A 12,127-nucleotide genomic window follows, 5' to 3' on the forward strand; every position below is an offset into this window, starting at 1 on the left:
GAATAATCATGCAGTATTCAGATGAAAAATTAACCGAATATACCAATCAAGCAATTGAAAGAATTTCACAAGGTTGTACCATTGACGACCTCGCGCAGTTCACCTATCAAAAGTTTCACCTGCCATTAATCGTGGCTGATCCGGGCTATCGTTTGATTGCTTATGCGGGCGGAGAGAACATCCATGATCCTTATTGGCAGCAGATCATATATAGTGGCGAGCCAACAGATCATACGATCATGAAGTTTTACATCGATGATGGATTGATGGAGGCGATTATCGGATCGAAGGAAGCTCTGCTTATTGATTGGGGTGTCTGCGAAGATTATCCTCAAACCTGTGGTCCGATATACATCGATCATAAGCTGGAAGGAGTTGTCAGTGTCTTATTTATGGAGGAAGAGTTACTAGACTTTTCTCTTAAGCTGAACAATCTGTTGCGTCAGTTTTGCGGGATTTTGATGCAATCCAATAACTTTCGCTTAACCCATGCGATCAATCCCGTGAAAGAGCTGTTAGCGCAGAAGTTCTTTGATACGGAAAATTACGAAAATGTTGCCTCGCTAAAAGGATATCTAGAGATCGTTAAGCTTCAGCCACAATTTTGTGTGGTAGTAGTATCAGAAAAAGAGGATGACGCGATCCTTTTGTCCCGTTTAAAAGGCCAAATCGTCAAGGAAAGCACGAATATTCTTTACTATGAAAAGGATCAAAAGCTCTATTTGCTCTTTCAAGCTGTCTCTGAGAGAGGATTAGACCAAATCTTTTTACGTTTAATCAAACAGTCTGAAAGCTATTGCGGTGTGAGTACAGTATTTAACTCTCTTGAAAGACGAGCCGCTTATATTCAGCAAGCGGAACTAGCCAATGATACCGCTCGGCTGCAAAATTTGTACGGTCAATGCACGGTTTTTTCACAGTCACTTTCGGAAATTTTTCTGCTTCAGCCCTTGGAAAGATTTAATAGAGCGAATTTAATTCCTCAGGAGATACAAAGGCTGATTGATTATGATGACCAGCATGAAACAGAACTTGTAAAAACATTGAGCAGCTATTTATATCAGCGTAACGACATCAATAAAACATCCAAGCTTTTACATGTTCATCGCAATACCTTGATTTACCGCTTAAATAAAATACGTGATTTGACAGCTGTCGAGATTGATGAGCCCGAGGTTGCTTGGACTCTTCAGCTAGTCTTTCGTGTCCTCGAAGTGCTAGAAAGAAACAGAGGGAGCGAGTAAGCTTCTTTCTCAAAAACAACGAAAAGTGTATAATCAAGGTAGTAAAAAGAAAAAGGTCGTGACGAAATGATTATCCCTAAAAGTATTGAAGAATTAGCCGACTATGCACAAAAAGGGAAGAATGTCTTCTTCTTTACCGCTGATTGGTGCGGCGATTGTAACTTTATTAAACCTCAGATGCCGGAGATCGAGGCGGAGTTTCCGCAATTTCAATTTATTCAAGTCGATCGTGATGAATTTATTGATGTGGCGGCTGAATGGAACATTTTTGGGATTCCTAGTTTTGTCGTGGTAAATGACGGAGAAGAATTAGGTCGATTGGTTAACAAAAATCGTAAAACCAAAGATGAAATCGCTGGCTTTTTGCAACGAGTAGAAGGGTAGGAGATTGTTATGTTCACACAATCATATCAAAATATTTTAGTTGGGATCGATGGCAGCGATCAAGCGATGGAAGCCTTCAAAAAGGCGTTAGCTGTCGCTAAGCGAAATCAAGGAACGGTGTATGTCGCAAACGTGATTGACCATCAAATTTATACATTCATGAGTTACTCACCCTTGAATGAAAACATCATGGATCAATTAGCCGCAGACGCAAAAGAACTGATCAATCAATGCAAAGCGATTGGAAGAGATTTTGGCTATACTAAGATCGAAGGCATTATCGCTTACGGTTCAGCGAAAGAAGCGATGGCCAAGACCCTGCCAAAAAAATATGACATCGATTTAGTCATGGTGGGACAATCAGGATTAAATGCAGTAGAACGTTTTATGACTGGCAGTGTTGCCAGCTATGTAATTAAGGAAGCTTTGTGTGATGTCCTAATCGTACATCCAAGTGCGAAATAAAAGGCTGGCTCGTCCAGCTTTTTATTTGGAAAAAAATTGATGAAAAAAATCTCATGCAAAAGCCCCATTAGATTTGTTAAGATACGAGAGGACTACGACTGGAGGTAAAAACGTGATTTTTGCGTATAATAAACAAAACGTTGGCGATACTTTAATGGTCATCGTCAAAAATGATGAAAATAAGGAAAATTCAGTAGAACGAAAAGGAGCCGTTGCTCGCGTTCAAACAACTGACGGTACAACGGTCGCATGGAACTTTTTCCATGTTTCTGAGTACTTAACGATCCATGGCAATGGACAAGTAGAACTAACAGAAAAAGAGATAGATGTACTAAATGAGCAGTTGAAACTCGCTGGCTTTGAAGAACGTCTAGTTGCAGATCTTTCACCCAAATTTGTGGTGGGCTACGTAAAAAGCTGTGTTGATCATCCAGACTCTGATCATTTACACATTACTGAAACAGAGATCGATGGCGGTGAAACCTTGCAAATCGTTTGCGGAGCACCCAATATCGAAGCAGGGCAAAAAGTCGTTGTAGCCAAACCTGGTGCCATGATGCCTGATGGACAGATCATTTGGCCAGGTAGCTTACGCGGTGTAGAAAGCTTTGGGATGATTTGTTCAGCTAAAGAATTACATCTACCAAATGCGCCAGAAAAAAGAGGCATCTTAGTGTTAGAAGAAGATGCTAAGACCGGCGAAAAATTTGAAGTAGGCAAATAAAAAACTCCGTTGAGATTTTCTCAACGGAATTTTTTTGTCTTGAGCTCTTCGAAATAAAGTTATTTAGGACGCTCTTCTTACCATTTAGGAAATAATACTCTTTTTAGTCATGCAAAATGATAAATTAAAAAAACAATTTACTATTTTTATACGAAGGAGGTAGGGAATCTTGCTTTTATTTTTACTTGTTCTTTCGATTATTAGTCTGATCATATCCCTAATGCTGAACGCCAAACTAAAAAAATTGGCTTTAGGAAGTGCCTTTCATCTTATGGTATTGGTTCAAGGTGGCAGTATTGGTGCGACCATAGGGATTTTAGTTGTCTTATTGATTAAAGGAAGAACAATTGGATAGTGGACTAAGGAAAAAATAGACGATCCAGAGGAAAATTTCCTCTGGATTTTTTGGATGGAAAACAAAAAGCCGTCTCTATTCACTATCGAATAGAGACGGTTAAAATTCTTATTGGTTCCCTTGTTGTGAGTTTGATTTCAATGAATTCGAATCAATGCTCAATTTTACTGAAACTGTATTTTTCTTATCTTGACGATAGTAGGTAATTTTCACTGTATCGCCGACTTTATGTTTGTACAATTCAGATTGCAGTTCGACACCCGATGAAACATCGGTATCATCAATTTTTGTGATGACATCATACTTCTTCAAGCCTGCCTGATCCGCTGGTGTAGATGATTGTACGCTTCCCACCACGACTCCTTGAGTAACAGAACTTGGTACCTTAACAATCTCACTTACTTGTTCAGTCGAAAGATCAGATAGGCTAGCCATCGTAATGCCTAGAGCTGGGCGAATTACTTTGCCATCTTTTTCAAGCTGGTTAATAACGTTCACTACATCATTACTTGGAATAGCAAAGCCGATTCCTTCCACACTGACATTTGACTCTGTCTGAACGATCTTACTAGAGTTGATACCGACTACTTGACCAGCCATGTTGACTAACGGACCGCCAGAGTTACCAGGGTTAATAGCTGCATCTGTTTGGATCGCATTGATGTTGACGGTTTGACCTTCATCATTTTGGTTGACTACTTGACGATTCAAGGAAGAAATAATCCCTGAAGTCACTGAGTTAGCGTACTGTGAGCCTAGAGGAGAACCTAACGCGATTGCTGGCTCACCAACCTTTAAGCTACTTGAATCACCAAAAGTTGCGGGTTTGATGTTTGCGACTTTGTCTGATTCAACCTTTAAAACAGCTAAGTCAGTATAGGAATCCGTACCGACTAAGGTTGCCTTCACTTTTGAACCATCCTTTAACAATACTTCCAAACCATCTTGTTTTTCCACAACGTGATTATTTGTAACGATGTAGGCGGTATTGCCCTCCAGCTTGTAGATGACACCTGAACCTTCAGAGGCTTCTTCCAGTTGCCCACTATCATCTTGCGACTGCTGATCATCATTTCTATTACCGAATATATCAGAGAAGCCGCCTAAGCCGCTTTGTGATTGCTGCTTCTGCAAGTTAATAACAGAAACAACCGCGTCTTGCACCTTGCTGGCTGCTTCGGTAATATCAGAGTTTACATCAACCTTCATGTTACTGACCTTCGTGTTACCTGCACTAGGCGAGCCGCTGGCGTTTTGATTACTTGGAGATAGTAACGAACCACTCGCTACGTAAAAGATTCCTATTGTTAAGACAGCGCCAAGTACACCGCCTAATAAACTAATCCCAAACCGTCTAAAAAAACCGAGTGGCTTTTTGGGTGTTGGGGTAATGTCTTTTCTTATCATAATTTCCTCCACCTCTACTATGATTTACGTTATATTGAGTATAGTATTTTTTTGTAAGTTAAGTCTACTACACTGATTTGATTTTTTTATGAAAAAGATTCGGAGGAAAATGTAGATAAGTGATAAAAAAACTTCTTTTCCACATAGCTAGTGGAAAACTAAGGAAAAAGTTTGTTAATTGTTTGAAGTTTTTTATCCACAAAATTGTGGATAAAGGGGATAACTCGGTGGAAAACATATGTTTGTATGTAAGAATACCTGTAAAAAGGGAATAAATCAGCCATAACCTGTGGATAAACCTGTGATTAGTGTGCATAACTTCGTGGAAAAAGCCCCATATACAGATTTTTGGCTAATTGAATTGGTGGAAAAGTAAAATTTCGACAAGAAGTCCACATTAGATGAAAGCAACTTTTTAGATAAAAATTAACTCTTTAAAACAAAAAAAGGTGGAAAAACATGAATATCAAAATTATTTCTGTGGGAAAACTAAAAGAAAAATATCTGGTGCAAGGAATAAACGAGTACACAAAACGCCTATCAAAATATTGCAAAATCACACTCATTGAAGTTCCCGATGAAAAAGCACCCGAGAAGCTAAGCGAAGCCGAAATGAATCAAGTCAAAGAAAAAGAAGGCGAGCGCATCCTCGCTAAAATCAAAGAACAAGAATACGTCTTTGCACTAGCCATCAATGGCAAAAATCCTAGCAGCGAAGAATTCGCTGCTACATTAGATAAACTACAAACCAGCGGAAAAAGTCAGTTCGTCTTCGTCATCGGCGGCTCCCTCGGACTCAGCGATCAAGTCTTAAAACGCAGTAACACCCAAATCTCCTTCGGCAAAATGACTTATCCCCATCAGCTGATGCGCCTGATTCTAGTAGAGCAGATTTATCGGGCATTTAGGATCAATGCAGGGGAGCCGTATCATAAGTGATGATATTTTTTGATTTTCCTTGGTATGACAGGCTTTATAGCACATTAAATAGATAAAAATGAATCGAAAGGATGGCTTATGACAGATAAAACCAGTTGCTATACTTATTTCATTATTAAAGGGGATTTTGAACCTGATGATATCACGAGATATCTGAATTTGCAGCCATTCGAGCAATGGCGGATCGGTGACGAGAAAAAGAATGGAAGAAAATTTGATTTTGCGGCGTGGAAATTTGGACTGTGTAACGAATACGATGTTTTTGTCGAAAATCAGATGCACAGCACACTAAAAGAATTAATACCTAAAAAGGAAAAACTGAAACGTCAAAAGGCTGATTTTGATCTATCGTTTTCATTGGAAATCGTTCCTTCGATATATATTGATGAAGTCCATCCGTGCATAAGTCCTAGTAAAGAAGTGATTGACTTTTGTTCAGAAACAGAAACTGAGATTGATATCAACTAGTATGTTTATAATTCAAGAGATGAAGAGTGAACATATACACTTTGGAAGAAACAATTTACATTGTCTATTTAGATCATATAAAAGAGCTGATAAGAGGAGTATGCTTAAATATGAAAAGAATTTATCAACCTTTGCCGGAATTTGATGAGGAAGAAGTTGAGAAGATTTTACAGTTTGGTAGTATCGAAGAGTTAATGATACTGCCACTTTCAATAGGAGAATACCATATGAATTGGAAAAAAGCTCAAGATATATGCGTAGAGTTATCAAATAATAACGATGAGAGAGTTCGAGCTAATAGTGCATTGGGTATTGCTTACATTGCACGCACGAAAGGTAAGTTAGAAAAACATATTGTTAAACCAGTGTTGTTGAAATTATTGAATAATTGTAGTGAGTATAGAGGGAGAGTAATTGATTCAATTCAAGATGTTAATATTTTCATGAATTGGACGATTGGAGAAAAGGCGATTAATAGGCTAGAAAAACTAGAATGACATAATCAAGATAAAATCCAGCACTCTAAGCGCATAAATAATTAGAATGAAACGAATGACTAAAGTATTTGAAGATTATTTTAGCGATCTTCACGCTGATAGGGTATCTATATGTTTAGAGTATGTTGAAAATGAAGGAGATAATATTTATATATTATTCAAGTGAAACCAATGTTTATTCTAATAGCTGTTTTCATAAATTTAATGGAGGAAGAATAGTTTGAAGAAATAGTATGTCTACTTGTTCAGCCAATTTTTAATAAGAGAGGATGATTCAGTTACTATGACTGTCGGTATTAAAGTGGATTGTTTCTGGTTTCCTATAGGAACAGGAGATTTTTTCCATTCGTTTTTTCGACGATATGCGTTAATCTTGAAGAGATGGGTTGGGGAAGCCGATTTCCCATAATTATGAACGATTTATATGAAGGGAAGTTATCAAAAGACAAGTTAAAAGTTGCGCGAAAAGAGATAAACGGTATCAACAGTGAATTGAGTAATTTTACTCCGAATAAAGTTGTTTGGGATGTTGAAGACTTAAAAAAAACACCACCATGGGGAAAGAATATTAGTGAAGATATCACCAATCTGGCGGAATACTTTGTTACCACGGATGGTCGATATTTGCTTGAGGTTTTAATGGAAGCTATTTCTGAAGCGATAGATAAAGATGTGAAGATAGAGATAACAGTATTGTAGGGAACGAATCAGCTTTGCTTTCAATTGTATATTATTACTATGAAGTTCGATCACTTTAATTAGTGATTGGGCTATTTTTGTGCTTAAAGGAGGAACATCAATGTTTGCTACACGAGAAAATCACTACATAACAAGAGGAGTGAATGAACAGGTATCAAAAGAAATACAGTTACGTTGTTGGCAACTAATTATTGATGTAAAGACAAAGCAAGCAAAGATTCAGTTGGATTATTTACAGATATTTGATTTTAATCGAGAGGATCAACGAGGAACGATCATGAAAAGTTAGGATTCTCCATTTTAGTGAAAAACCAGTGGCATGGAGGAGTAATTGCTCCTTTATGCCACTGGTTCTCATTATTCCGAATAATCAAAGGTGTCCTGCAATTTTCCATCTTGTTTATAGATTTTGACAGATGATTGTTTGTTTTTAGCGATTTCTTTGGCGCGTGCGACTGCATCTTCTTTTTTGGAAAAGGTATCGCTGGCTCGACTGGCTTTTTCTGAGATAACAAGCCATTCGTCGTCTTCGTATTTTACTTCTACATCAGCATTCATTAATTTTTTCGCGTTTTTATCGTGTTCGTGGGCATCGTTTTTTTGTGGAGCCTTTGCTTTCTGAAAATCTTTCTTTTCTTCTGCTGAAGCGTCGTTGTACCATTTTTCTGCTTGACTGGTAGCGATTGGGATCGCTCGATCATCGGGGTAACCATCATCTAACAGTGCATTGGCAATATCAATTGCTTTCTTGCGAACTAAAGGGTCTAAGTTTTTCATTGAAGCTGGGTAATCCTTCATATTCCAAGGCATAAAAAATTCCTCCTTCAAGATCTTGTTACTACTACCATACTATGGAAGCGATTTGTTTTAAATTGATATGCTTGCTCTGCTCATCTATAGGCTGGAAATTTCACAGAGTAAAAATGAAGTAGTATCCTTCAAGTGTAGTTTTGAATGTCTAATGGAGGTACCAACTATGGAAAAATATAAAAATATCATCGTAGGATTCGGTAAAGGCGGGAAAACATTGGCTAAAACGCTGGCCAGCAGAGGAGAAAGTGTCCTGGTCATTGAAAAATCAAAACGAATGTATGGCGGAACCTGCATCAATATCGGCTGTATTCCCTCAAAATCTATGATATTGAATGGAGAAAAAGGAACGCCGTTTACTGAAGGTGTAGCGAAAAAAGAAGCTTTGACCGCTAAATTGCGCAACAAAAATTATCATATGATTGCTGATGAAGCGAAAGGAACGGTAATGGATGGTACGGCGCGTTTTGTTTCCAATCATGTTTTAGAAGTGGAAAACGCAGGGCAAAGGGAACGTGTCGAAGGGGAACGTATCTTTATTAATACTGGAGCAACACCGATTATCCTTCCGATTAAGGCACTGAGAGAAAGCAAGTATTTGATCGACTCGACTCAAGCGATGGATTTAGAAAGCTTACCTGAAACATTGGTCATTATTGGTACTGGTTATATTGGATTAGAATTTGCCTCAATGTTTGCAAATTATGGATCAAAGGTCATCGTTTTAGATGCGAAGGAAGAATTTCTAGCACGAGAAGACGAAGATATTGCTGAACAGATCTATAATGATTTAACTACGCAAGGAATCGAATTTCACTTAGGTGTTTCTGTAGATGAGATCAAAGATCAAGCGGATCATACAGAAATTACGTATACTGAAAAAGACCAATCAATGACAATAAAAGCAGATAATATTTTAGCAGCAACAGGTCGTAAGCCAAATATTGAAGGATTAGGTTTAGAAAATACAGATGTAAAGGTAACGGATCGTGATGTTATCATTGTAGATGATTTGTTGCGAACAGATGCTCCGAATGTTTGGGCCATCGGCGATGTTAAGGGCGGCTTGCAATTTACTTATGTTTCACTGGATGACTATCGAATCATCTTGGATCAATTGGACGGAAAAAATACTCGTTCATTAAAGGATCGTACACTTGTACCATACAGTGTTTTCATTACACCGCCTTTATCGAATGTTGGTTTGACTGAAAAAGCGGCAAAAGCGAATGGAACGGAGTACAAGCTGTTCAAGTTCATGTCTGCTGGTGTACCGAAGTCCAACGTATTAGAAAATCCAAAAGGAATGTTCAAGGTTTTAGTAGATCCGAAAACAGATCATATACTAGGTGCAAGTATTTATGCAGAAGAATCACATGAGATTATCAACCTGATCACCTTAGCAATGAAAGGAAACTTGCCCTATACAATGCTGCGGGATCAAATATATACGCATCCAACAATGAGTGAAGCGTTGAATGATGTATTAAAATAGACAAAAGGCGTAATCCAAATGGGTTACGTCCTTTTTAGAATCAATCTTTTCTGATTTTTGAGACATGCTTGCTGCGACCACCAATATTTTTAGCGAATTGCTCGGATTCTTGCTTGCTTTGGAATATCCAAAGCTTCTCAGGGTCTTTTTCACGGGTGCGCTGACCTTCTTTACCAATGTAACCATGTAGGACTTTGACAACATACATAAGATCACCTGCTTTTTTAGTTTTGCTAATAGTATACGGATTGAGAAATTGAAAGCAATGTTTCTGCTTGCTTGATTCAATAGGCTGCGATGAGGGATACTAGTGATAGATAGTTAAAATACGAGGAGAAAAAATAATGGAAAAAACATTTGTTTTGGCACCAGATTCATTTAAGGAAAGTATGAGCGCCAAAAAAGCTTGTGAAGCGATGGAACGTGGGATTCGCAATGTTTTGCCCAATGCAGAAGTGATCCAAGTTCCAATGGCAGATGGTGGGGAAGGAACAGTTGATGCGCTAATTGATGGAAATGGTGGGACAAAAATAGAAGTAACAGTCTCAGGTCCATTGCCAAAAGAAAAAGTCATGACTTATTATGGCTTATTAGCAGATAAGAAAACCGCAGTAATCGAAATGGCGAAGGCAAATGGGTTAGAATTGCTTACAGAAAAGAAACGCAACCCTTTACTGACTTCAACTTTTGGTACTGGCGAAATGATTAAGGACGCGCTAAATCATGGGGTGAAAAAAATTATCATTGGAATCGGCGGCAGCGCGACAAATGATGGCGGGGCAGGAATGGCGCAGGCTCTAGGTGTTCATTTATTAGACAGTCATGGAAAGGAGCTTCCTGCCGGAGGGGGTGCCTTGTCAAAATTATCCAAAATAGATGTTACTGATCTGGATCCTCGACTTAAGAAGACCGAAATAATCATTGCCAGTGATGTAACGAATGTATTAATTGGTTCAAATAGCGCCTCGGTTATCTTTGGTCCGCAAAAAGGAGCAACACCCGAAATGGTTCAACAGCTAGAGACAAACCTTACTCATTATGCTGAGATCATTCAAAAGGACTTGGGTGTTGCTATTAAGGATCGAATCGGTGGAGGTGCAGCTGGTGGCTTAGGAGCGGGATTAGTAGTTTTTGCAGGTGCAAAAATGCAATCAGGAGTGGATATAATTATTCAGCTGACAAAATTAGCTGGAAAGATAGCTCACGCAGATTATGTATTTACAGGTGAAGGAGGAATGGATTTTCAGACGAAATTTGGAAAAACGCCATATGGTGTCGCAAAAGTTGCGAAACAGTACAACAAACCTGTCTTTGCCTGTGCAGGCCATATCGGTGAACAGATCGAAGTGTTATATAAAGAAGGAATAACTGCCATTTTTGGTATTTTGAATAAAGCTGATTCTTTAGATAATGCTTTGAAGTTAGGGGAAGCCAATTTGGAACGAACAGTAGAAAATATTGTCCGGGTATTATGTGTGAATTGAATCCCTTCACAGTTAAATAGGAAATAGGAAGCATTCTCAAAAAGAGAGTGCTTTTTTGATGTGAAAAACATGAATCAAAATATTTTATCAGAAAAGATTTATTTGTAAGAACGAGTGGTTAAAAGTGTGGGTTTTTCTGTTATTTCTTTTTAATTAACTGAATTTTTTTATTGGAGACAAATTGTTTCTTTTATCAGTTATTCATATATATTCCTTAAAATAATAATTTAGACTAAAATACAATCAAATAAAAAATAATATTAAATGATAGTTTGACCTCGAATTAACTATATAATATAATTATTTTATAAAAATACTTCTTATTTTTATAATTGTTAATTTAAAATAATTTCAAAATGCTTATTTTAGTGAATGATTTCAAAAAAAAAGTCAATCAAAAATATAGCATAAGAAAGGAGAAAATGATGCAACTATTGATTTTGACGAAGGCGCTTTCGTATGAGGAAGCCTTTGAAAGTCAGCTAAAACAATTAGGAAATGAGGTTTATTGCTCACATAATCTGATTGCAATGCTGAAAGAGGAAACATTCAACAAACAATTTTTATCTCAATTTGACGGAATTATTTTTAGTGAATCATTGTATGACAAAGAAGTAGAGGAATTGGTTCAACAATTACAATATGAACGCTTTAAACTTTTCCGTCGTGTTATTGAAGTAAGTTGTGATGACAGGACGGAATCGATTTTTGATGGCTTGATACCAGTAGATTCCAATCTTGAACGCTTGAGAGAGATTTTGCTGATTGCGGAAATCTCTCGTTTAGCTTATCAAAAGGAAGATCGAGCACAGCAGCTTCAGGTTAAACAAAAATTATCTGATTTGAACCTGAAATTGAAACAAAAAGAAATTGTGAATTATTTGATTCAGTCTGGAAATCGAACCGTCTCGAGAGAAGAAATTAGTCGCCAGATTTGGAATAAAGAGGCAAATAAATCTGTTTTAGCAAGTTTGTCAAAAATTGTTTCTAAAGTGAATGAGAAGTTGGAATATGAATGCGGCCATGTGGCTATTCAAACCGTATGGGGACAAGGATACCGGTTAAGTAAAGAATTTTATGATTATTTTGAAGAAGAGCTCTCTGAAAGAAAACCAATGCTAATTGAGAATTAGTGAAGGAGATGCTAGTAAGGAGG

At 37.6% G+C, this 12,127-nt stretch carries 16 protein-coding genes; 13 read left to right on the plus strand and 3 right to left on the minus strand.

Translation table 11 applies throughout. The features are described 5' to 3' along the window. The first annotated feature begins 8 nt into the window (after window positions 1–8). From J9537_RS02085 to J9537_RS02105, 5 genes are all read left to right on the plus strand, one after another. The gene (locus tag J9537_RS02085) at window positions 9–1,244 is read left to right on the plus strand and encodes a PucR family transcriptional regulator (protein WP_218256544.1); all 1,236 of its coding nucleotides are present in this window, start codon (window positions 9–11) and stop codon (window positions 1,242–1,244) included. A gap of 66 nt (window positions 1,245–1,310) precedes the next feature. Continuing rightward, the gene (locus J9537_RS02090) at window positions 1,311–1,628 is read left to right on the plus strand and encodes a thioredoxin family protein (protein WP_010747028.1); all 318 of its coding nucleotides are present in this window, start codon (window positions 1,311–1,313) and stop codon (window positions 1,626–1,628) included. Between the two features lie 9 nt (window positions 1,629–1,637). Then, window positions 1,638–2,093, plus strand: a complete 456-nt coding sequence (locus tag J9537_RS02095) for a universal stress protein (RefSeq protein ID WP_010747027.1) — start codon at window positions 1,638–1,640, stop codon at window positions 2,091–2,093. Between the two features lie 112 nt (window positions 2,094–2,205). Then, window positions 2,206–2,817, plus strand: coding sequence for a YtpR family tRNA-binding protein (gene ytpR, locus J9537_RS02100; RefSeq protein WP_218256545.1), 612 nt, complete (start codon window positions 2,206–2,208; stop codon window positions 2,815–2,817). A gap of 169 nt (window positions 2,818–2,986) precedes the next feature. Continuing rightward, a complete protein-coding gene (locus tag J9537_RS02105) occupies window positions 2,987–3,172 on the plus strand; it encodes a hypothetical protein (RefSeq protein WP_010747025.1) in 186 nt (61 codons plus the stop codon). Between the two features lie 108 nt (window positions 3,173–3,280). On the opposite strand, the gene J9537_RS02110 is transcribed toward J9537_RS02105, so the two are convergent. Then, window positions 3,281–4,579, minus strand: a complete 1,299-nt coding sequence (locus tag J9537_RS02110) for a S1C family serine protease (RefSeq protein ID WP_218256546.1) — start codon at window positions 4,577–4,579, stop codon at window positions 3,281–3,283. A gap of 459 nt (window positions 4,580–5,038) precedes the next feature. Between J9537_RS02110 and rlmH the strand changes: the two genes are divergently transcribed. The 5 genes from rlmH (at window position 5,039) to J9537_RS02135 (ending at window position 7,471) form a co-directional block, all read left to right on the plus strand. Next, window positions 5,039–5,518, plus strand: coding sequence for a 23S rRNA (pseudouridine(1915)-N(3))-methyltransferase RlmH (rlmH, locus tag J9537_RS02115; protein WP_218256547.1), 480 nt, complete (start codon window positions 5,039–5,041; stop codon window positions 5,516–5,518). A 78-nt stretch (window positions 5,519–5,596) separates the two neighbouring features. After that, window positions 5,597–5,986 (plus strand): DUF4279 domain-containing protein, encoded by a 390-nt coding sequence (locus J9537_RS02120; RefSeq protein ID WP_218256548.1) that lies wholly within the window; start codon window positions 5,597–5,599, stop codon window positions 5,984–5,986. Between the two features lie 110 nt (window positions 5,987–6,096). Further along, window positions 6,097–6,483, plus strand: a complete 387-nt coding sequence (locus J9537_RS02125) for a hypothetical protein (protein ID WP_218256549.1) — start codon at window positions 6,097–6,099, stop codon at window positions 6,481–6,483. A gap of 306 nt (window positions 6,484–6,789) precedes the next feature. After that, window positions 6,790–7,182 (plus strand): Imm70 family immunity protein, encoded by a 393-nt coding sequence (locus J9537_RS02130; RefSeq protein WP_218256550.1) that lies wholly within the window; start codon window positions 6,790–6,792, stop codon window positions 7,180–7,182. A 100-nt stretch (window positions 7,183–7,282) separates the two neighbouring features. Beyond that, entirely contained in the window at window positions 7,283–7,471 is a 189-nt protein-coding gene (locus J9537_RS02135; RefSeq protein WP_218256551.1) for a DUF960 family protein, read from the plus strand. A 68-nt stretch (window positions 7,472–7,539) separates the two neighbouring features. Here J9537_RS02135 and J9537_RS02140 read toward each other — a convergent pair whose 3' ends face one another. Beyond that, window positions 7,540–7,992: a DUF2188 domain-containing protein gene (locus J9537_RS02140; protein ID WP_218256552.1), complete on the minus strand. Its 453-nt coding sequence runs from the start codon at window positions 7,990–7,992 to the stop codon at window positions 7,540–7,542. A 166-nt stretch (window positions 7,993–8,158) separates the two neighbouring features. Between J9537_RS02140 and J9537_RS02145 the strand changes: the two genes are divergently transcribed. Continuing rightward, a complete protein-coding gene (locus J9537_RS02145) occupies window positions 8,159–9,487 on the plus strand; it encodes an FAD-dependent oxidoreductase (RefSeq protein ID WP_218256553.1) in 1,329 nt (442 codons plus the stop codon). Between the two features lie 40 nt (window positions 9,488–9,527). On the opposite strand, the gene J9537_RS02150 is transcribed toward J9537_RS02145, so the two are convergent. Next, window positions 9,528–9,695, minus strand: coding sequence for a hypothetical protein (locus J9537_RS02150; RefSeq protein ID WP_218256554.1), 168 nt, complete (start codon window positions 9,693–9,695; stop codon window positions 9,528–9,530). 136 nt (window positions 9,696–9,831) lie between these two features. Here J9537_RS02150 and J9537_RS02155 point away from each other — a divergent pair, with 136 nt between their 5' ends. Together J9537_RS02155 and J9537_RS02160 are read left to right on the plus strand one after the other, a co-directional pair. Beyond that, entirely contained in the window at window positions 9,832–10,971 is a 1,140-nt protein-coding gene (locus J9537_RS02155) for a glycerate kinase family protein (protein ID WP_218256555.1), read from the plus strand. A gap of 425 nt (window positions 10,972–11,396) precedes the next feature. Next, the gene (locus tag J9537_RS02160; RefSeq protein ID WP_218257308.1) at window positions 11,397–12,104 is read left to right on the plus strand and encodes a helix-turn-helix domain-containing protein; all 708 of its coding nucleotides are present in this window, start codon (window positions 11,397–11,399) and stop codon (window positions 12,102–12,104) included. Window positions 12,105–12,127 lie beyond the last annotated feature (23 nt).

The organism is Enterococcus raffinosus (assembly GCF_019175485.1).
Classification (GTDB): Bacteria; Bacillota; Bacilli; order Lactobacillales; family Enterococcaceae; genus Enterococcus_A; species Enterococcus_A raffinosus.